Below are 19,887 nucleotides of genomic sequence, written 5' to 3'. Positions count from 1 at the left end.
CTCCTCTTTTCGTGTGTACGTATGCGTGGTGTACGGGCATGACCCTGCCCCGTGCGGTCCAGCCGGGGCAAGCCGATCTCGGGCGGGGCCGGTGCGTGGTCAGAAGAGGTTGACCGCGGCGAACCTGAGCACGAGCTGCGGGGCTCCGGAGAGCACGATGCCGACGGCGGCGGTGAGGGCGATCGCGGCGGTGAGGGACGCCGGTGCGGTCACGCGCAGGGTGGGTTCCGTGCCCGCTGCGCCTGCCGGGGCAGTCGCCGCCTCGGGCTCTTCCGGTCCGCGGAAGAGTGCCGCCGTCCACTGGAGGTAGTAGTAGAGCGCGATCACGACGTTGACGGCCATGACGACCGCGAGCCAGCCGAGGCCTGCGTCGACGGCGGCGGAGAAGACCGTGACCTTGGCGAAGAGGCCGACGATGCCTGGCGGCAGTCCGGCGAGGCAGAGCAGGAAGAAGGCCATGGCGAGGGCGGCGAGGGGGCGGGTGGCGTACAGGCCGCGGTAGTCGGAAAGACGGTTGTCCGGGCTTGTGCGGGAGACGAGGGCGACCACCGCGAAGGCACCGAGGTTCACGACGGCGTACATGAGGGCGTAGGCGACGGTGGAGCCGATCTGGTCGTCGCTGGAGTACGCGGCGGAGGCGATCGGCACCAGGAGGTAGCCGGCCTGGGCGACGGACGACCAGGCGAGCAGGCGTACGGCGCTGCGGGCGCGGGTGGCGGTCTGGCGGAGGGCGGCGACATTGCCGATGGTCATGGTGAGTGCGGCGACGACGGCAAGTGCGGGTCCCCAGACGTCGGCGTACGACGGGAATCCGATCACGGTGACGAGGATGAGCCCGGAGAAGCCGACTGCCTTGCCGACGACCGAGAGGTACGCGGCGACGGGGAGCGGGGCGCCGATATAGGTGTCGGGAACCCAGAAGTGGAAGGGTGCGGCGGCTGTCTTGAAGGCGAAGCCGACGAGGGTGAGGGCGACGCCCGCCTGGGCGAGGGTGTCGAGCTGAGCTGGGACGGCGTCGAGTCGGGTGGCGAGTTCCGTGAGGTGGAGGGTGCCGGTCGCCGCGTACACGAAGCTCACGCCGAGGAGCGTGACGGCGGTCGCGACGACCGAGGAGAGGAAGAACTTCAGGGCTGACTCGGAGGAGCGCCGGTCGCCGCGCTTGATGCCGACGAGGGCGAAGGCGGGCAGGGAAGCGACTTCGAGGGCGACGACGAGGGTGGCGAGGTCGCGGGCGGCGGGCAGGAGTGCGGCGCCGGCCGCGGAGGACAGCAGCAGGAACCAGAACTCGCCCGCGGGAAGCTTGCGGATGTCGCCGAGGGAGAGCAGTGCGGTGAGAAGCGCGCCGCCGAGGACGAGGAACTGGATGACCAGGGTGAAGTGGTCGGCCGTGTAGCTGCAGGCCGTTCCGGTGCCGGTGGTGAGGCAGAAGGTGGAGTGGTCGCCGTCGCGCAGCGGGACGAGGAAGGCGAGTGCGGCGACGAGTCCGGCGATGGTCGCCCAGCCGAGCAGCGGCTTGCGCTCCCGGGGGAGGAAGAGGTCGGCGACGAGGATGATCAGGGCGACCGTCGCGACGATGACGGGGGGTGCGATGGCGAGCCAGTCGACGGACTGGACGAGGCTGGTGGTCTCGGCCGCTGTGGTCACGACTTGCCTCCTGCGAGGAGCTTCTGCACGGCCGGGTCGGTGAGTCCGAGGAGGACGGCGGGCCACAGGCCGGCGAGGACGGTGAGGGCGGCGAGCGGCGTCCAGGCGGCGAATTCGTATGTCTGGATGTCGGCGATGCGGTGCGGTTCCTCTCGCTTCTCGCCCATGCAGACGCGGCGTACGACGATGAGCATGTACGCGGCGGTGAGCAGGGTGCCGAACGCGCCGATCGACATGAAGGTGAGGAAGGCGGGGCGGCTGAGGCCGCCGGCCGGGTCGAAGGCGCCGAACAGAGCGAGCATCTCGCCCCAGAATCCGGCGAGGCCGGGCAGGCCGAGCGAGGCGACCGCGGCGAAGGCGAGGAGACCACCGAGGCGGGGGGCGCGGCCGTAGAGGGCGGCCCCGGTGGCGCCGGAGAGGGTGTCGAGGTCGGCGGTGCCGTAGCGGTCCTTGACCGCGCCGACCAGGAAGAACAGCAGGCCGGTGATGAGGCCGTGGGCGATGTTGGCGAAGAGCGCGCCGTTGACGCCGGTGGGGGTCATGCTCGCGATGCCGAGGAGGACGAAGCCCATGTGGCCGACGGAGGAGTACGCGATCAGGCGCTTGAGGTCGCCCTTGGAGCCGGGGCGGGCGAGCGCGAGGCAGGCGAGGGATCCGTAGACGATGCCGACGACGGCGAAGGCGGCGAGGTAGGGCGCGAAGGTCTGCATCCCGTCGGGGGTGATGGGGAGCAGGATGCGGACGAATCCGTACGTGCCCATCTTCAGCAGCACGCCCGCGAGGAGCACCGAGCCGACGGTCGGGGCGGCGGTGTGGGCGTCCGGGAGCCAGCTGTGCAGCGGCCACATCGGGGTCTTGATCGCGAGTCCGACACCGATGGCGAGAACGGCGATGACCTGCACGGACGAGGTGAGCCCACGGCCGTTGTCGGTGGCGAGTGCCACCATGTCGAAGGTGCCGCTCGTCAGTCCGATGAGGAGCAGGCCCAGCAGCATGATCACTGAGCCGAGCAGTGTGTAGAGGATGAACTTCCAGGCGGCGGCCTGCTTCTGTGCGCCGCCCCAGCGGGCGATGAGGAAGTACATCGGGATGAGGACCATCTCGAATGCCAGGAAGAACAGCAGCAGGTCGAGGACGGCGAAGGTCGCGAGGGTGCCGGACTCGAGGACGAGGACGAGTGCGACGAAGGCCTTCGGGGAGGGACCCTCGGGCATTTTGAAGTAGCTGTAGAGCGCGCAGAGGAAGGTCAGCAGCGCGGTCATGACGAGAAGGGGGAGCGAAATGCCGTCGATGCCGAGATGGATGCGGACGTCGAGCGCCGGGATCCAGCTGATGTCGGTGGTGGCCTGCATTTTCGACGGGTGGGCGTGGTCGAAGCCGAGCGCCAGGACGATCGCGGCGATGAGGATCGCGCCGGTGACGGTCACGCCGTGGCGGAGCACGGCCTGGTCGGGGCTCTTTCCCTTCAACCCGGGCGGGGCGGGCAGGAGAGCGGCGACGGCGCCGATGAGCGGGCCGACGACGATGAACGCGAGAAGGAACTGCATCACGGATTCGCTGATATCGATCACGGCTCACGACCCGGCGTTGATGTTGGCAAAAACGACGGCGGCGATCGCCAGGACAAGGGAACCGGCGAGCAGTGCGCTGAGGTAGGTCTGCACGTTGCCGGTCTGGGCGCGGCGGACGGCGGCGCCGAGCCAGCGTGCGCCGGTGCCGGCGCCGCGTACGTAGGTCTCGACGACCTCGCGGTCCAGGAAGCTGACGAGGCTCGCCGCGGCCTGTACGGGGCGGACGAACACCGTCGCGTAGAGGGCGTCCAGGTGGAAGCCGGTGGCGGCGTGGCGGTGGAGCGGGCCGAGCAGGAGCCGTCCGGGGTCGGCCGGGTCGGGGGTGCCCGGGGTGCCGCCGTATCCGGCGGTGTGGTGGGTCATGGCCTCGGCCTCGATGAGTGCGGGTTCGGCGTCGGGGTGGGCGACGACAGCACCGGCGGGTGTGCGGGCGGCGAGGGCCGTGGTGTGGCGCCAGGCGCCGTAGGTGACGAGGCCGCCGACAAGGCCGACGCCGGTGGAGAGGACGGCGGTGGTCACGGACGGGGTGAGGCTGTGGCCGTCGAACCAGTCGGTGATCACGCCGACGGTGAGTCCGAAGCCGATGGTGGGGATGGCGAGGACCCAGAGGACGGCGGTCATCGCGACGGGTTGCCTGCCGTGGTCGGGGGCCTCGGCGCCGCGGCCGCGGAAGGCGAGGAGCCAGAGGCGGGTGGCGTACGCGGCGGTGAGGACGGCGGCGAGCAGTCCGGCGACGAGGACGGTCCAGCCGGCGGCGGCCGGGGCGACGTGGCGTTCGCCCAGGGCGGTGTGTTCGGCGGCGACGAGGATGGCTTCCTTGGAGAAGAAGCCGGCGAACGGCGGGATGGCGGCGAGCGCGAGGAGGGCGACGGTCATCGTCCAGTAGGCGTCCGGGATGCGCTTCGCCAGGCCGCCCATGCGGGACATGGCGGTGAGCGAATTGGTTCCGGCGGCGTGGATGACCACGCCGGCCGCGAGGAAGAGGACGGCTTTGAACGCGCCGTGCGAGAGGAGATGGAAGACGGCGGCGCCGCGGTCGCCGACGGCCAGGGCGCCGGACATGTAGCCGAGCTGGCCGATGGTCGAGTAGGCGAGGACCCGCTTGATGTCGTCCTGGGCGAGCGCGGCGAGTCCCGACCCGATCATCGTGACCGCCGCCATGACGGCGAGGACGACGAGGGCGGCGCCGGATTCGGCGAAGACGGGGAGGAGCCGGGCCACGAAGTAGATGCCGGCGGCGACCATCGTGGCGGCGTGGATCAGCGCGGAGACCGGGGTCGGGCCGGCCATCGCGTCGGGCAGCCAGGTGTGCAGGGGGAACTGCGCGGACTTGCCCGCCACGCCCGCGAGGAGCAGCAGGGCGATGAGAGTGGGGTGGCCGAGCCCGCCGTGCGCGACGGCGCCGAGGATGCCGGTGATCCGGAATGTGCCGGTGTCGGCGGCAAGCGCGAACAGGCCGATCAGGAAGGGGACGTCGCCGAGCTTGGTGACCAGGAACGCCTTGAGGGAGGCGGCGCGGGCTTCGGGCGTCTCCCAGTAGTGGCCGACGAGGAAGTACGAGCAGATGCCCATGACTTCCCAGCCGACCAGCAGCACCATCAGGTCACCGGAGTAGACGACGAGCAGCATCGCGGAGGTGAACAGGGAGACGAGGGCCGCGTACGAGGGGTAGCGGGGGTCGTGGCGCAGATAGGCGGTCGAGTAGATCTGTACGCAGGTCGCGACGAGACCGACCAGGACGGCGACGAGGACCGCGAAGCCGTCGAGGTGGAGGGCGAGGTCGATCGGGACCGAGCCGGTGGGTGTGAGCCGGGTCGACGCGTCGATGGCCGGACCGCCGCCCTGACGTGCGGCGACGACGACGGCGATCACGGCCGCGGCGAGGGTGGGGAGGATCGCGAGGGGGCGTACGTATCCGGGGGCGGTGCGGCCGATGAGCAGGCCGGTGGCTGCGCCCAGGAACGGAAGGAGGGGAACGAGGACGGCGAGGGTCGTGGTGGTCACGCGGTGGCCTCTGCCTTCTTTGCCTTCCCTGCCGCAGCAGTGGCCTGGTCTTCGGTGCCGGTGGTGTCGTCCTCGTCGCCGGGGAGGGACTCCGCGGCGTCGGTCTCGGCGGTGTCGCGGAGGCGGTCGACGTCCGAGCTGCCGCGGTTCCGGTGGACGGCGAGGACGATCGCCAGGCCGATGCCGATCTCGGCTGCGGCGATGGCGATGGTGAAGAGGGTGAGGGCCTGGCCGGAGTGCAGGGCGTCGCGGAACCAGACGTCGAAGGCGACGAGGTTGAGGTTGACGGCGTTGAGCATCAGCTCGACGGACATCAGGACCAGGATCGCGTTGCGGCGTGCGAGTACTCCGTACAGCCCGGTGCAGAAGAGGAGGGCGGCGAGCACGGCGGGATAGGCGAGGTGCATCAGCTCTGCTCCTTACTGCGCTTGCGGGACAGGACGATCGCGCCGACAAGGGCGGCGAGCAGCAGGACGGAGAGTGCTTCGAAGGGCAGTACCCAGTGCCGGAAGAGGAAGGCGCCGGTGGCTTCGGTGGATCCGTGGGCCGGTCCGTCCAGGTCGATCCAGGTCGTGCGGAAGGCGTCCACGACGACCCAGACGAGGGCGGCCGCGGCGGCTGCCGCGACACCGAGGGCGGCCCAGCGGTTTTCGGAGTCGGCGTCCGGGGAGCGGCCGATGGGGGCCTTGGTGAGCATCAGCCCGAAGAGAAGGAGGACGACGACGGAACCGACGTAGATCAGTACCTGTACCCAGGCGATGAACTCCGCGGTCAGCAGGAGGTACTCGACGGCGAGGCCGCCGAGCGCCACGACCAGCCAGAGGGCGGCGTGCACCAGCTGCTTGGTCGTGACGGTGATGAGGGCTGCGCCGATGGTGGCGACGCCGACCAGGACGAAGGCGATCTCGATGCCGGTCGGGGAGAGGAAACCGGGGTGGGCCGCGGCGGCTGCGAGGGTCACTCCTTTCCTTCCTCTTCTTCCTGCTGCGGGGCCTGCTGGGCTTCTTGGGCTTGCTGGGCTTCTTGGGCTTGCTGGGTTTCTTGGGCGCGCTGGGCCTCGAGCTTCTCCGCCGTCTTGCGGGCGGCGGCGATCTCCTTCGGCTCCTCCGCACCCGGGTCGAGTGCGGGCGGCTCGGGCACCGTCCACATCCATTCGCGGAGCTTGTCCCGCTCATGGGTGAGTTCGAGGATGTCGGTCTCCGCGTACTCGAACTCCGGCGACCAGAACAGCGCGTCGAAGGGACAGACCTCGATGCAGATACCGCAGTACATGCAGAGGGAGAAGTCGATGGCGAAGCGGTCGAGCACGTTGCGGCTGCGTTCGCGGCCACCCGGTGCGGCGGCGGGGACCGTCTCCTTGTGGGAGTCGATGTAGATGCACCAGTCCGGGCACTCACGGGCGCAGAGCATGCAGACCGTGCAGTTCTCCTCGAACAGCCCGATGACGCCGCGGGAGCGCGGCGGGAGTTCGGGCTGGACGTCGGGGTACTGGGCGGTGACCGTCTTCTTCGTCATCGTCCGCAGGGTGACGGCCAGGCCCTTGGCGAGGCCGGAGCCGGGGATCGGAGGCATTAGCTGATCGCCACCTTCACGATGCCGGTGAGCGCGATCTGCGCGAGAGCGAGTGGGATGAGCATGGTCCAGGCGAGCTTCTGCAGCTGGTCCTCGCGGAGGCGGGGGTAACTCACCCGCAGCCAGATGACGACGAAGGCGAGGACCGCGATCTTGAGGAGCGTCCAGACCCAGCCGAGTCCGTCGGCGCCGAACGGGCCGTGCCAGCCGCCGAGGAAGAGGACGGTGGTCAGTGCGCACAGGACGACGATGCCCGCGTACTCGGCGAGCAGGAACAGGGCGAAACGGAGGCCGGTGTACTCGGTGTACGCGCCGAAGATGATCTCCGAGTCGGCGATCGGCATGTCGAACGGCGGGCGCTGCAGCTCGGCGAGTCCGGCCACGAAGAAGACCAGGGCACCGACGATCTGCCACGGCAGCCACCACCACTCGAAGGCGTTGACGATGCCGGGAAGGGAGACGGTGCCTGCGGCCATCGCGACAGAGGCCGCGGCGAGCAGCATCGGAAGTTCGTACGCGAGGAGCTGGGCGGCGGTGCGGAGACCGCCGAGGAGGGAGAACTTGTTGGCCGATGCCCAGCCCGCCATAAGTGAGCCGAGCACTCCCACACCCATGACGGCGAGGACGAAGAAGATGCCCGCGTCGACCACCTGGCCGACCGCGCCCTCGCTCGGGCCGATCGGAATGGCGACGAGTACGAGGAGATACGGGAGGAGGGCGACGGCGGGGGCGAGCTGGAAGATGCGGCGGTCGGCCTCGGCCGGGACGACGTCTTCCTTCTGCGCGAACTTCACGCCGTCGGCAACGAGCTGGGCCCAGCCGTGGAAACCGCCCGCGTACATGGGGCCCAGGCGGCCCTGCATGTGGGCCATCACCTTGTGTTCGGTCTGGCCCACGACGAGGGGGACGACCATGAACACCGCGAAGACGATGATGAGCCGGAGGGCGACGTCGAGTACGTCGTTCACGCGGTATCGCCTCCGGCGGGGTGGTCAGGGGTTTCGGGGGTTTCAGTGGTTTCAGGGGTGGCTGCGGGTTCGGTGCCGTCGGGGGTGGGGCCGCTGCGCGGGGCCTCTCCCCTGTCCGCCCCTTCCCGCACCGGGGGCTCCGCCTCCGGGCCGCCGCTCCTCGGACGCCGGGGGGGTTGCGAGGTGTCCGGTTCGGAGGTCGGGTCGAAGGCGGGGCGGGCGTGGTGCCAGGGCGCGTCCGCGCCGCGGGACCTGGGTGCCTGCTCCGGGGCTGCCGCCTCCGGCGTCTGTCCCGAGGGCGCGGTCTCCGAGGAGGCGGTCCCCGGCGCTGCCGACGGGAAGCCGGTCGAGTCCGTCGCCGCAGTGCCCGGCGCGTCGGACTTCGGCGTGGCCGCCGAAGCCGCCTCCTCCGTCACGGCCGGCGTCTGCTCCACCGGCGCCCCCTGCTGGCTCGCCGAGCCCTGGGACGCGCTGCGGGTGCGACGCGGAGTCGCGGTCGGGGTGGTGGCCGGCGGCGTGGTCCCGCTGCCCGCGGCGCCCGGGGCTGCCGGCTGCTGGCTTGCCGAGCCCTCGCTCACGCTGCGGGCCCTGCGCACGGGGCGGTCGCCCGCGGGGCGGGCTGCCCGGGCCGGGCGGGCCGGGGCAGGCGGGAGCTGGCCCTTGAGGGGGCCCCATTCGTTCGGGTCGGGCACGCCCGGCGGCAGCATCGTGCGCCGCTTGGGGCCGCCGTGCTCGGATTCGCCCGGCTCCTTGGCGCCCGGCCATGCTTTGGCGACCCTCGCCGCCAGGACGAAGTCCTTGCGCAGCGGGTGACCCTCAAAGCCTTCGGGGAGAAGAAGGGGGACCAGGTGCGGGTGGCCCTCGAAGCCGATGCCGAACATTTCGTGGGTCTCGCGCTCGTGCCAGGCGGCGCCCGCGTAGACGTGGGTGGCGGTCGGCAGGACCGCGGCGTCGTGCGGAACGGTCGTACGAAGCAGGAGCCGACGGACCTTGCCCGCCGCCGGGGCGGCGACATGGGCGCAGACACGGAAGCCGGTGCCGGGTTCATCGACTGCGCTCAGCCAGTCGAAATAGGTGCAGCCCAGCAGGGAGCGGGCCGTCTCGAGGGCGGTGGTCCAGGCGGCCGGCGGGACGTCGACGGTCAGCAGGTCGTAGGCGTACTCCGCCGTGGCGTCCTCGCCGAAGAGTTCGGTGACGGCGTCCGGCAGGCGGTCGTAGGCCTGCGCCGTTTCCGGATCGGTCACTTCTGCTCCTCCCCCGGGGCCGGCGGGGCGGCGACCAGGCCGCTGCGGAGTGCGGCGGTGGAGGGGCGGCTGCCGCCGGTCGCGTACCGCTCGCCCAGCGACTCGCGGGCGATCTTCTCCTGGAGCTTGAGGATGCCCTGGAGCAGGGCTTCCGGGCGCGGCGGGCAGCCCGGTACGTACACGTCGACGGGGATGATCTGGTCGACGCCCTTGGTCACGGAGTACGAGTCCCAGTACGGGCCGCCGCAGTTGGAGCAGGCGCCGAAGGAGATGACGTACTTGGGCTCGGGCATCTGCTCGTACAGCCGCTTGACGGCCGGGGCCATCTTGTCCGTCACCGTGCCGGAAACGACCATGAGGTCGGCCTGGCGGGGCCCCGGCGCGAACGGGATCACGCCGAGGCGGATGAAGTCGTGCCGGGCCATGGAGGCGGCGATGAATTCGATGGCGCAGCAGGCGAGCCCGAAGTTGAAGACCCAGAGGCTGTAGCGACGGCCCCAGTTCAGAACCACCTTCATGGGCTCGGGTGCGAGCCGGGAGAGCACGCCGAGCCGTTTCGGCTCGGGCAGCAGCGTCGGCTCGGGCCGGTGCTGCGGCTCGGGGATCTGCGGGCTCGTCACGTCCATTCGAGGACGCCCTTCTTCCATGCGTAGAGCAGTCCCACGGCGAGGAAACCGAGGAAGATGAACATTTCCACCAGTGTGGTCGCGCCGTATCCGGGTGCTGCAAATACGGTCGCCCACGGGAACAAGAAGATCGAGTCGACAGCGAAGATCACATAGAGGAATGCGTAGACGTAATAGCGGACCTGGGTGTGCGCCCAGCCCTCGCCGACGGGATCCACGCCGCATTCGTAGGTGAGGAGCTTCTCCGGTGTCGGCACCACGGGGCGCAGCAGCCGGCCCGCTCCGAAGGCGACGGCGACGAACAGCACGCCGATCACGGCGAGCAGTCCGACGACCGAGTAGCTCTGGAAGTAGTCCGTCGCGAGAACGGTCGATTCCGGCAGGTCCGCCACGTAGGCCACGTCCGCCCCTCCGCTCCCTCATGTCTGTTCGACGTCTGTACGCACGGGAGTCTAGGCCCTGCTAAAGAAGTGGTAAGCAGCCGCGTCGGGCAAGGGGTGGGGTTATCCCTACTTCGCCCCGCCCATGAACCCCATGGCGTGCGCGGGCCCGGCCCGGCAGGCTGGGCGCATGACCTTGAGCCCCCCGGCGCCCGACAACGACCGGCCGCCGCCCGCCCGTTTCGCACTGGATCCGTGGACGTGGAAGGAGATCTCCTATCTCCTGTCCAACCTGCCGATGGCCGTTGCCGGGTTTGTTTACACAGTTTTCATGCTCACTGTCGGCGTGGGACTTTCCGTCACGGTGGTGGGTCTGCCGCTTCTCGCCGGCGGGCTGCAGGGGGCACGGCTGCTCGGCAGGGCGGAGCGGGGCAGGGCCCGGGCACTGCTGGGCGTGCGTATCGACGAGCCGAGTGCGACCGCACTGGGCCGCCGTGACCGCGGCGTCCTTCCGTGGCTGTGGTCGAGTCTCAAGGATCCGGTGGGCTGGCGGGCGGTGCTGTATTCCTTCATCCGGCTGCCCTGGGGCGTGCTCACGTTCACGGTGACGTTCCTGAGTCTGTTCGTCCTGTGGCCCGTGCTGCCCTTCACGGCGCGGCTGCTGGCCAATGCGGACCGGGCGATGGCGCGGGGGCTGCTTTCGCCCTCGGACGAGCTGGAGCGCAGGATCGCCGAGCTGGAGTCGGACCGGGGTGTGGTCGTGGACACCGCCGCCGCCGACCTGCGGCGCATCGAACGCGATCTGCACGACGGCGCGCAGGCCCGCCTCGTCGCCCTCGCCATGGATCTGGGTCTCGCGAAGGAGAAGCTGGCGCAGGACCCCGAGGCCGCTGCCCGCATGGTCGACGAGGCGCACGGCGAGGTGAAGGTCGCCCTGCAGGAGCTCCGCGACCTGGCCCGGGGGATCCATCCCGCCGTCCTCACCGACCGCGGCCTGGACGCCGCGCTCTCCGCCGTCGCCTCCCGCTGCACCGTCCCGGTGACGGTGGGCGTGGATCTGCCGTCGCGCCCCGCGGAGGCGATCGAGGGGATTGCGTACTTTACCGTGTCCGAGCTGCTGCAGAACGTCAGCAAGCACAGTGGTGCGAGTTCGGCGTCCGTCGAGGTGTGGCGGTCGGGGGAACGGCTGCTGATCCAGGTCAGTGACGACGGCCGGGGCGGGGCGCAGATGGGTGGCGGTACAGGGATGTCCGGGCTGGCGGAGCGGCTGGGGGCGGTGGACGGGCTGTTCGTCCTGACCTCGCCGGTCGGCGGGCCGACGACAGTCGTGGCCGAGTTGCCCTGGCGGGACCGGGGCGGCGACAGTGCAGGTGCCGCAAAACGGCCATAGGGCCTTTCTTGCGGACCGTGCCGGGCTCGCGGGGCTGCGGGTACACGCGTCGGACCCGCGCCCCGTTCCGGTCCGACTCCGCAGGAGGGGGCCCAGGCCGCAGCAGGGGGTGGGGAAAACCCCCGGCCGAAAAGGGATACCGGCCTCATGGTGCGTGGCCTTGCCGGACAGCACTCTTGAGGTGGCGGCCTGTACGGGCTGCCGAGGAAGAACCACTCCATCCGCCGAGCAGAGAAACGGACGGCACCATGGCCACGGCATACGGACCGGACACTCGTGACCCTCAGCGGTCCGGTTCCGGCCCCGAGGAACACTCCTCGGTGAAGCACGTCGTTCCGGCGGTGCTGCGCGCGCCGTTCGAGGCGAGGACCTGGCGCGAGTTCGGCTATCTGTTGCTGAGCCTGCCCATCAGTACGGTGGTGTTCGGCCTCGCGGTGGCCCTGACCTCTGCCAGCGCGGGTCTGCTGATCACGTTCCTCGGCATTCCGCTCCTTGCCGGCACCCTGGCCATGTGCCGCGGAATCGGTGCCATGGAGCGGGTCCGGGCGCGGGGGCTGCTGGGGCTCCAGGTGGCGGATCCGGCGCCGGTGCGCGGCAAGACCGGCAGGCTGATGTCCTGGGTCGGCGCGGTGCTGAAGAGCGGGGCGTCCTGGCGGCACCTTCTCTATGCGCTGCTGCACTTCCCGTGGGCAGTCTTCGCGTTCACCTTCTCGTTGACGTTCTGGACGTGCGCGTGGGCGGCCTTCACGTATCCGTTGTGGCAGTGGATCTTCCCCAGGTACGTGGGGACCGGCGGCATCCAGCTGTACGGCGACGCGTCGCACGACGTCTATCTCGACTCGCCCTTCGAGCTGGCCACGACCTGTGCGACCGGCCTGATACTCGTCCTCGTCACCCCGTGGATCATCCGTGGCCTGACGTACGTGGACCGGGTGATGGTGTACGGGCTGCTCGGGCCGTCCCAGCTGGCGTCGCGCGTCTCGGAGCTGGAGTCGGACCGGGGTGTGGTCGTGGACACCGCCGCCGCCGACCTGCGGCGCATCGAACGCGATCTGCACGACGGCGCGCAGGCCCGCCTCGTCGCCCTCGCCATGGATCTGGGTCTCGCGAAGGAGAAGCTGGCGCAGGACCCCGAGGCCGCCGCCCGCATGGTCGACGAGGCGCACGGCGAGGTGAAGGTCGCCCTGCAGGAGCTCCGCGACCTGGCCCGGGGGATCCATCCCGCCGTCCTCACCGACCGCGGCCTGGACGCCGCGCTCTCCGCCGTCGCCTCCCGCTGCACCGTCCCGGTGACGGTCGAGGTCGACCTGGCGTCGCGGCCCGCGCAGGCCATCGAGGGGATTGCGTACTTCACCGTGTCCGAGCTGCTGCAGAACGTCAGCAAGCATGCCTGCGCGACGCATGCGACGGTTGATGTGTGGCGTACGGCCGACCGGCTGATGCTGCAGGTCACCGACAACGGGCGGGGTGGCGCGGACCTGTCGGCGGGCAGCGGTCTGGCCGGTCTGACCGAGCGGCTGGACGCGGTGGACGGCATCCTCGTCGTCGACTCCCCCGTGGGCGGGCCGACGCGGGTCACGGCCGAGCTCCCGTGGCGTGGGTGAGGCGGACCGGCCCGCTGCCGCCACCCCGCTCACCCCGCTCATAAACGTTCCCCCGCCCCACCCGGGCCCTCAGCCGTTCGGCACAGTTCCCCATCGGCGGGCCGATGCTGGGATGCTGGAGGGGTCAGGGGACGGATTTCCGTCGGCCGCGGGCCGGCGGACCAGTGCAGTGGGGAAACAGCGTCGTGGTGGAGGACAGAGTGCGGGTGGTCATCGCCGAGGACTCGGTACTGCTTCGGGAGGGGCTCACCCGGCTGCTGACCGATCTCGGGCATGACGTCGTCGCCGGGGTGGGGGACGCCGAGGCACTGATCAAGACGGTGAGCGATCTCGCCGCGCAGGACGAGCTGCCGGATGTGGTCGTCGCCGATGTGCGGATGCCTCCGACCCACACCGATGAGGGCGTACGGGCGGCGGTGCGGCTGCGCAAGGAGTATCCCGGCATCGGGGTCCTGGTCCTTTCGCAGTACGTCGAGGAGCAGTACGCGACCGAGCTGCTGGCCGGCAGCAGCCGGGGGGTGGGGTATCTGCTGAAGGACCGGGTCGCCGAGGTCCGTGAGTTCGTCGACGCCGTGGTCCGAGTGGCGCAGGGGGGTACGGCACTGGACCCTGAGGTGGTGGCGCAGCTGCTGGGCCGGAGCCGTAAGCAGGACGTTCTGGCCGGGCTGACGCCGCGCGAGCGCGAGGTGCTCGGCCTGATGGCGGAGGGACGGACGAATTCCGCGGTCGCCAGGCAGCTGGTGGTGAGCGACGGCGCGGTGGAGAAGCACGTCAGCAATATTTTTCTGAAGCTCGGGCTCTCGCCCAGTGACGGGGATCACCGGCGCGTGCTGGCCGTTCTGACCTATCTCAAATCCTGAGAATCTGACACCCTGTCAGGTCACCTGTGGCCGATCGAAGGCCTGGGACCAAAGGATGAGTGCCGAGAAACAGCGAACCACGTCGACCGACAGCGCGGGGGGTTCACGAAACATGGCAAAGTGGTACACAAATGCGTCTCATCGCGGCGTCCATCATGTGACCGTTCCGGGGAAGGCGACCCTTACCGACGTAGGGTGGGCCTTGGGACCGCCGGCGGGCCGGACGGTCCCGAGCCGCCGCCCCGAGGGAGGTCCAGTTCAGTGACCAGCCAGGTCAGTAGCCCAGCCGGACAGGCCGACGAGGCCAACGACGCCGATCAGGCCGGCGAGACCGTTCTCCGGGGGCAACGCACCCCCCATGCCGAGAAAGCAGGCGTCGGCGAGAAGGAGATCCGCCGCCTGGACAGGGTGATCATCCGTTTCGCGGGTGACTCCGGAGACGGCATGCAGCTCACGGGTGACCGGTTCACCTCGGAAACGGCGTCGTTCGGGAACGACCTGTCGACGCTGCCGAACTTCCCGGCCGAGATCCGCGCCCCCGCGGGCACGCTGCCGGGCGTCTCGTCGTTCCAGTTGCACTTCGCCGACCATGACATCCTCACACCGGGCGACGCCCCGAACGTGCTGGTCGCGATGAACCCCGCGGCGCTGAGGGCGAACATCGGCGATGTGCCGCGCGGCGCCGAAATCATCGTCAACACCGACGAGTTCACCAAGCGCCCGATGGCGAAGGTGGGCTACGAGACCAGTCCGCTGGAGGACGGCTCACTGCAGGCGTACAACGTCCATCCGGTGCCCCTGACCACGCTGACGATCGAGGCGCTGAAGGAGTTCGGGCTCTCCCGCAAGGAGGCCGAGCGCTCGAAGAACATGTTCGCGCTCGGACTGCTCTCCTGGATGTACCACCGGCCGACCGACGGCACCGAGGCGTTCCTGCGGGCGAAGTTCGCCAAGAAACCGCAGATCGCCGAGGCGAACGTGGCAGCGTTCCGGGCGGGCTGGAATTTCGGTGAGACCACCGAGGACTTCGCGGTCAGCTACGAGGTGGCGCCCGCGACGCAGACGTTCCCCACCGGTACGTACCGGAACATCACCGGGAACCTGGCCCTGTCGTACGGGCTGATCGCCGCGAGCCGGCAGGCGGACCTGCCGCTCTACCTGGGCTCGTACCCGATCACCCCGGCCTCCGACATCCTGCACGAGCTCAGCAAGCACAAGAACTTCGGCGTCCGCACCTTCCAGGCGGAGGACGAGATCGCGGGCATCGGTGCGGCGCTCGGCGCGGCGTTCGGCGGTTCGCTCGGGGTGACGACGACGTCCGGTCCGGGTGTGGCACTGAAGTCGGAGACCATCGGCCTGGCCGTCTCGCTCGAGTTGCCGCTGCTCATCATCGACATCCAGCGCGGCGGCCCGTCGACCGGTCTGCCGACCAAGACCGAGCAGGCGGACCTGCTGCAGGCGATGTTCGGGCGCAACGGCGAGGCCCCGGTGCCGATCGTGGCGCCGAAGACGCCGGCGGACTGCTTCGACGCCGCGCTCGACGCCGCCCGGATCGCACTGACGTACCGCACGCCGGTGTTCCTGCTCTCGGACGGCTATCTCGCCAACGGATCCGAGCCGTGGCGGATCCCGGAGGTAGACGAACTCCCCGACCTGCGCGTGCAGTTCGCCTCCGGGCCCAACCATGAGCTGGCCGACGGCACCGAGGTCTTCTGGCCGTACAAGCGCGACCAGCAGACCCTGGCCCGCCCGTGGGCCGTCCCCGGCACTCCCGGTCTCGAACACCGCATCGGCGGCATCGAGAAGCAGGACGGCACCGGCAACATCTCGTACGACCCCGCGAACCACGACTTCATGGTCCGCACCCGCCAGGCGAAGGTCGACGGCATCGAGGTCCCCGACGTGGAGGTCGACGACCCCTCCGACGCCCGGACCCTGGTGCTCGGCTGGGGCTCCACGTACGGCCCCATCACCGCCGCCGTCCGCCGGCTGCGGGCGGAGGGGCAGTCGATCGCGCAGGCCCATCTGCGCCACCTCAACCCCTTCCCGCGGAATCTGGGTGAGGTGCTGGAGCGTTACGACAAGGTGGTCGTCCCGGAGATGAACCTCGGCCAGCTCGCCACCCTGATCCGGGCGAAGTACCTGGTGGACGCCCAGAGTTACAACCAGGTCAACGGAATGCCGTTCAAGGCCGAGCAGCTCGCCACAGCTCTCAAGGAGGCCATCGATGCCTAACACCGACCAGGCACTCCCCACCGGGCTCCCGGCACTGCAGCTGGTACCCAAGGCCGAGGCCAAGCAGTCCATGAAGGACTTCAAGTCCGATCAGGAAGTGCGCTGGTGCCCCGGTTGCGGTGACTATGCGGTCCTCGCCGCCGTGCAGGGGTTCATGCCCGAGCTCGGTCTGGCGAAGGAGAACATCGTCTTCGTCTCCGGCATCGGCTGCTCGTCCCGGTTCCCGTACTACATGAACACGTACGGGATGCACTCGATCCACGGCCGGGCCCCGGCCATCGCGACCGGGCTGGCGTCCTCGCGGCGCGACCTGTCCGTCTGGGTCGTCACGGGCGACGGCGACGCACTGTCCATCGGCGGCAACCACCTCATCCACGCGCTGCGGCGCAATGTGAACCTGAAGATCCTGCTGTTCAACAACCGGATCTACGGGCTCACCAAGGGGCAGTACTCCCCCACGTCCGAGGTCGGCAAGATCACCAAGTCGACGCCGATGGGCTCGCTCGACGCCCCGTTCAACCCGGTGTCGCTGGCCCTCGGAGCGGAGGCGTCGTTCGTCGCCCGCACCGTGGACTCCGACCGCAAGCACCTCACCGGCGTGCTGCGCGAGGCGGCCGCCCACCCCGGCACGGCGCTGGTGGAGATCTACCAGAACTGCAACATCTTCAACGACGGCGCCTTCGAGGTCCTCAAGGACAAGGACCAGGCCGAGAACGCGGTGATCCGGCTGGAGCACGGGCAGCCGATCCGCTTCGGCACCGGGCAGTCCAAGGGTGTCGTGCGCGACCCGGCCACCGGCGATCTCAAGGTCGTCGAGGTCACCGCGGAGAACGAGTCACAGGTCCTGGTCCACGACGCACACGCCGCCAGCCCCACGACGGCGTTCGCGCTGTCCCGGCTCGCCGACCCTCACACGCTGCACCAGACCCCGATCGGGGTGCTGCGCAGCGTCGAGCGACCGGTGTACGACACACAGATGGCCGATCAGCTGGACACCGCGGTCGAACAGAACGGCAAGGGCGATCTGGCCGCGCTGCTCGCGGGCAACGACAACTGGACGGTCGTCGGCTGAGAGCCTGTCGGGTGACCTTCGATCGGAGAGCGGACGCGGCATGGTGCGTGCGATTCCAAGGCGCCGGGATGGCCTCGTAGCGGAGCTACTAGGCCATTTCGGCAACGCCGGAAGCGTGCGTGCCAGGGCGTGGCCGCCCGATCAGAGGTCACCCGACAGGCTCTGAGAGGGTCCGGCGGATCAGGGCCGGACGGTTCCACTCGTCGCGGCCCCGATTGATCCGCCGGACGCCCCCTGGGACGCCGTGAGGCGCACCGTACGGGTGCCGGGCCGGGGAGTCTTCACCGCTCCCGGCCCGGCACCCGTTCTCATGTGCCCATGGCCCTGGACCGTCCCGCGTACCGCATCAAACGACACCTGCTCGGCAAACCCCTCACCACCGAGCGCATCAGTGAAGAGAAGCTGAGCAACCGGACGGCGCTCGGGGTGCTCGCCTCGGACTGCATCAGTTCGTCCGCGTACGGCTCCGAGGAGATGCTCCGGGTCCTCGTGCCCGTCGTCGGGGTGGCTGCCTTCACCCTCCTCATGCCGGTGACCGGCGCGATCCTGCTGGTCCTGCTGCTTCTGACGCTCTGCTACAGCGATGTCGTCATGATCTACACGCGGGCGGGCGGCTCGTACGTCGTCGCCCGGGAGAACTTCGGACCGAACGTCGCACAGATCGCCGCCGTGGCGCTGCTCGTCGACTACATCGTGACCGTCGCCGTCCAGGTGTCTGCCGGCACGAACGCCCTCATCTCCCTCGCCCATCTGGCCGGAGGCGGCTGGGCCGGCCTGGACCATCTCCAGCTGCCGGTCTCCGTCGCGGTGATCGCGCTGCTCGCGTACGGGAATCTGCGCGGCATCCGCGAGGCGGGCCGGACCTTCGCGCTGCCCGCCTATCTGTTCATGGCCGCGGTCGGTCTGGTGCTGCTCGTCGCCGCGGTGCGCGGGCTGACAGTCGGGCTGCCGCACGCCGATCTGCATGCCGCCGGGGTGGTTCCGCTGGGCACGCCGGGCAGCGGCTGGGCGTACGGCGCCTCGCTCTTCATCGTGCTGCGCTCCTTCGCCAACGGCGGCTCGTCGCTCACCGGACTCGAAGCGATCTCCAACGGCATCTCCGCGTTCCGTGAACCGCAGGGCCGCAACGCCCGCCGCACCCTCATCGCGATGAGCTGTGTACTCGGCATCCTCGTCCTCGGCGTCTCCACGCTGGCGCACTTCACGCATGCCGTCCCGTACACCGACGGCACGCCGACCGTCATCGCGCAGGAGGCCCATCTCGCCTTCGGTGCCGGCCCGGCCGGGACGGCCGGGCTGGTCTTCGTCCAGCTGGCGACCGCGCTGGTCCTTTACACGGGCGCCAACACACCCTTCACCGGTTTCCCGTTCCTGGCCAGTTTTGTCGCCGAGGACCGGTTCCTGCCGCGGGTGCTCACCCGGCGCGGGCACCGGCTGGCCTTCTCCAACGGGATCATCGCGCTCACCGTCGTCTCGCTGGCGCTGCTGCTGGTCACGGGCGCCAGCGTGGACAGGCTGGTGGCGCTGTACGCGATCGGCGTGTTCACCGCGTTCACCATGGCGGGGTCCGGGCTCACCGCGTACCATCTGCGCCGCCGCGAGCGGTACCGCCGGCTGAAGATCGCGGTCAACGGACTGGCTGCGGTCATCTCGGCGGCCGTGGTGCTGATCTTCGCGGTCACCAAGTTCACCGAGGGCGCCTGGCTGGTCGTGATCGTCTTTCCGCTCGGCGTCTGGGCGCTGATGCGGATCAACCGCGAGTACCGGCGCGAGGCCGCCGCACTGCAGAGCCTCCAGGCACCGGGCGCCGACCGGCCGCAGGTCCGGCGCCATCTGGTGTTCGTCCTCGTCGAGACGCTGGACCTGGCGACGCTGAAGGCACTGCGGTACGCCCATGAGCTGCGCCCGGACGAGATCCGGGCGGTGCACTTCGCGGTCGACGAGGCGCACGGCAGGCGGCTGGCCGCCCGCTGGGAGGCGACGGCCGCGACCTCCGTGTCGCTGGAGCTGGTGGCCTGCCCCGACCGGCGGCTGCGCCATGCGATGCGGGAGCTCGCGACCCGCACCACGGCGGACGGACAGACGTCGCTCACGGTACTGGTGCCGCGGCGGCTGTACCGGAACGCGCTCGGGAAGATGCTGCACCGGGGCACCGGCGAGGCGATGTCGAAGGCGCTGGCGCAGCTGCCGCACGTGGCGGTGACGATCCTGCCGTTCGATGTCTCGCGGGCGCTGCGGGAGCTGGAGGAGGGGCGGGCACCTCAGCCGGACTGAGCCTGTTTCCGGGCGTCGTACGACTCTCGGGCGGCGTGTACGGCGTCGACCCGCCGCTCCGTCCAGCGCGCCAGCCCCCACACCTGCTCGGCCGCCTCCTTGCCCAGCTCGGTCAGCGTGTAGTCCACCCGCGGCGGGATCACCGGCTTGGCATCCCGGTGCACGAAGCCGTCGCGCTCCAGCGTCTGGAGGGTCTGGGCCAGCATCTTCTCGCTGACGCCGCCGACCTCGCGGCGCAGCTCGCTGAAGCGGTACGAGCGCTCCAGCAGAGCGGCGAGGACGAGAACGCCCCAGCGGCTGGTGACGTGTTCGAGCACCAGGCGGGAGGGGCACATCTGCCGGTTCACATCAGGCACCTTGCTTACGCTCACACCAGTACCTTACTTCAAAGTGGGTACTTTCTCCTAGTTAGCGCCTCCCGTAGGGTGGGCGACAGAGAGTAC

Annotated in this window: 17 protein-coding genes; 6 read left to right on the top strand and 11 right to left on the bottom strand. The window is 70.0% G+C overall.

Going from position 1 to position 19,887, the window contains the following annotated elements; all coding sequences use genetic code 11:
• Positions 1-99: 99 nt before the first annotated feature.
• The 10 genes from ACNPQM_RS11475 to ACNPQM_RS11430 are packed head-to-tail and all read right to left on the bottom strand — an operon-like array spanning position 100 to position 10,021.
• Positions 100-1,644: an NADH-quinone oxidoreductase subunit N gene (locus ACNPQM_RS11475; protein ID WP_418083922.1), complete on the bottom strand. Its 1,545-nt coding sequence runs from the start codon at positions 1,642-1,644 to the stop codon at positions 100-102.
• Positions 1,641-3,191, bottom strand: a complete 1,551-nt coding sequence (locus ACNPQM_RS11470; RefSeq protein ID WP_358856922.1) for a complex I subunit 4 family protein — start codon at positions 3,189-3,191, stop codon at positions 1,641-1,643. The genes ACNPQM_RS11475 and ACNPQM_RS11470 overlap by 4 nt, the downstream gene beginning before the upstream one ends.
• Positions 3,192-3,218: 27 nt before the next feature.
• Positions 3,219-5,219, bottom strand: a complete 2,001-nt coding sequence (locus ACNPQM_RS11465; RefSeq protein WP_358856875.1) for an NADH-quinone oxidoreductase subunit L — start codon at positions 5,217-5,219, stop codon at positions 3,219-3,221.
• Positions 5,216-5,626 (bottom strand): NADH-quinone oxidoreductase subunit NuoK, encoded by a 411-nt coding sequence (nuoK, locus tag ACNPQM_RS11460; RefSeq protein WP_358856874.1) that lies wholly within the window; start codon positions 5,624-5,626, stop codon positions 5,216-5,218. The genes ACNPQM_RS11465 and nuoK overlap by 4 nt, the downstream gene beginning before the upstream one ends.
• Positions 5,626-6,180, bottom strand: a complete 555-nt coding sequence (locus ACNPQM_RS11455) for an NADH-quinone oxidoreductase subunit J (protein WP_358856873.1) — start codon at positions 6,178-6,180, stop codon at positions 5,626-5,628. Before ACNPQM_RS11455 ends, nuoK begins: the two co-directional genes overlap by 1 nt.
• On the bottom strand, positions 6,177-6,791 hold the full coding sequence (locus ACNPQM_RS11450; protein WP_418083921.1) for a NuoI/complex I 23 kDa subunit family protein: 615 nt from the start codon (positions 6,789-6,791) through the stop codon (positions 6,177-6,179). The genes ACNPQM_RS11455 and ACNPQM_RS11450 overlap by 4 nt, the downstream gene beginning before the upstream one ends.
• A complete protein-coding gene (locus tag ACNPQM_RS11445) occupies positions 6,791-7,759 on the bottom strand; it encodes a complex I subunit 1/NuoH family protein (protein WP_358856871.1) in 969 nt (322 codons plus the stop codon). The genes ACNPQM_RS11450 and ACNPQM_RS11445 overlap by 1 nt, the downstream gene beginning before the upstream one ends.
• The gene (locus tag ACNPQM_RS11440) at positions 7,756-9,003 is read right to left on the bottom strand and encodes an NADH-quinone oxidoreductase subunit C (protein ID WP_418083920.1); all 1,248 of its coding nucleotides are present in this window, start codon (positions 9,001-9,003) and stop codon (positions 7,756-7,758) included. The genes ACNPQM_RS11445 and ACNPQM_RS11440 overlap by 4 nt, the downstream gene beginning before the upstream one ends.
• Entirely contained in the window at positions 9,000-9,629 is a 630-nt protein-coding gene (locus tag ACNPQM_RS11435) for an NADH-quinone oxidoreductase subunit B (protein WP_358856869.1), read from the bottom strand. Before ACNPQM_RS11435 ends, ACNPQM_RS11440 begins: the two co-directional genes overlap by 4 nt.
• Positions 9,620-10,021 (bottom strand): NADH-quinone oxidoreductase subunit A, encoded by a 402-nt coding sequence (locus ACNPQM_RS11430; RefSeq protein ID WP_358856921.1) that lies wholly within the window; start codon positions 10,019-10,021, stop codon positions 9,620-9,622. The genes ACNPQM_RS11435 and ACNPQM_RS11430 overlap by 10 nt, the downstream gene beginning before the upstream one ends.
• 178 nt (positions 10,022-10,199) lie before the next feature.
• On the opposite strand from ACNPQM_RS11430, the gene ACNPQM_RS11425 reads away from it, so the two are divergent.
• From ACNPQM_RS11425 to ACNPQM_RS11400, 6 genes are all read left to right on the top strand, one after another.
• A complete protein-coding gene (locus tag ACNPQM_RS11425) occupies positions 10,200-11,399 on the top strand; it encodes a sensor histidine kinase (RefSeq protein ID WP_418083919.1) in 1,200 nt (399 codons plus the stop codon).
• Positions 11,400-11,647: 248 nt separating this feature from the next.
• The gene (locus tag ACNPQM_RS11420) at positions 11,648-13,003 is read left to right on the top strand and encodes a sensor histidine kinase (protein ID WP_418083918.1); all 1,356 of its coding nucleotides are present in this window, start codon (positions 11,648-11,650) and stop codon (positions 13,001-13,003) included.
• 200 nt (positions 13,004-13,203) lie between these two features.
• Positions 13,204-13,863, top strand: a complete 660-nt coding sequence (locus tag ACNPQM_RS11415; protein WP_037693221.1) for a response regulator transcription factor — start codon at positions 13,204-13,206, stop codon at positions 13,861-13,863.
• Between the two features lie 261 nt (positions 13,864-14,124).
• Entirely contained in the window at positions 14,125-16,098 is a 1,974-nt protein-coding gene (locus ACNPQM_RS11410; protein WP_418083917.1) for a 2-oxoacid:acceptor oxidoreductase subunit alpha, read from the top strand.
• Entirely contained in the window at positions 16,091-17,170 is a 1,080-nt protein-coding gene (locus tag ACNPQM_RS11405) for a 2-oxoacid:ferredoxin oxidoreductase subunit beta (RefSeq protein ID WP_358856865.1), read from the top strand. Before ACNPQM_RS11410 ends, ACNPQM_RS11405 begins: the two co-directional genes overlap by 8 nt.
• A gap of 318 nt (positions 17,171-17,488) precedes the next feature.
• A complete protein-coding gene (locus ACNPQM_RS11400) occupies positions 17,489-19,444 on the top strand; it encodes an APC family permease (protein WP_418083916.1) in 1,956 nt (651 codons plus the stop codon).
• On the opposite strand, the gene ACNPQM_RS11395 is transcribed toward ACNPQM_RS11400, so the two are convergent.
• On the bottom strand, positions 19,432-19,779 hold the full coding sequence (locus ACNPQM_RS11395; RefSeq protein ID WP_358856920.1) for a winged helix-turn-helix transcriptional regulator: 348 nt from the start codon (positions 19,777-19,779) through the stop codon (positions 19,432-19,434). The genes ACNPQM_RS11400 and ACNPQM_RS11395 overlap by 13 nt on opposite strands.
• Positions 19,780-19,887 lie beyond the last annotated feature (108 nt).

It is taken from the genome of Streptomyces sp. NPDC056231 (genome assembly GCF_048270745.1).
Classification (GTDB): Bacteria; Actinomycetota; Actinomycetes; order Streptomycetales; family Streptomycetaceae; genus Streptomyces.
Note: the sequence above shows the minus strand (reverse complement) of the source record. Positions and strands in the feature narration are given on the sequence as shown.

What these genes read in the sequence shown, in the direction of transcription:
- ACNPQM_RS11470 (WP_358856922.1), bottom strand. Translation starts at nt 3,191, where the DNA reads ATGCAGTTCCTTCTCGCGTTCATCGTCGTCGGCCCGCTCATCGGCGCC.
- nuoK (WP_358856874.1), bottom strand. Translation starts at nt 5,626, where the DNA reads ATGCACCTCGCCTATCCCGCCGTGCTCGCCGCCCTCCTCTTCTGCACC.
- ACNPQM_RS11450 (WP_418083921.1), bottom strand. Translation starts at nt 6,791, where the DNA reads ATGCCTCCGATCCCCGGCTCCGGCCTCGCCAAGGGCCTGGCCGTCACC.
- ACNPQM_RS11435 (WP_358856869.1), bottom strand. Translation starts at nt 9,629, where the DNA reads ATGGACGTGACGAGCCCGCAGATCCCCGAGCCGCAGCACCGGCCCGAG.
- ACNPQM_RS11425 (WP_418083919.1), top strand. Translation starts at nt 10,200, where the DNA reads ATGACCTTGAGCCCCCCGGCGCCCGACAACGACCGGCCGCCGCCCGCC.
- ACNPQM_RS11420 (WP_418083918.1), top strand. Translation starts at nt 11,648, where the DNA reads ATGGCCACGGCATACGGACCGGACACTCGTGACCCTCAGCGGTCCGGT.
- ACNPQM_RS11405 (WP_358856865.1), top strand. Translation starts at nt 16,091, where the DNA reads ATGCCTAACACCGACCAGGCACTCCCCACCGGGCTCCCGGCACTGCAG.
- ACNPQM_RS11400 (WP_418083916.1), top strand. Translation starts at nt 17,489, where the DNA reads ATGGCCCTGGACCGTCCCGCGTACCGCATCAAACGACACCTGCTCGGC.
- ACNPQM_RS11395 (WP_358856920.1), bottom strand. Translation starts at nt 19,779, where the DNA reads ATGTGCCCCTCCCGCCTGGTGCTCGAACACGTCACCAGCCGCTGGGGC.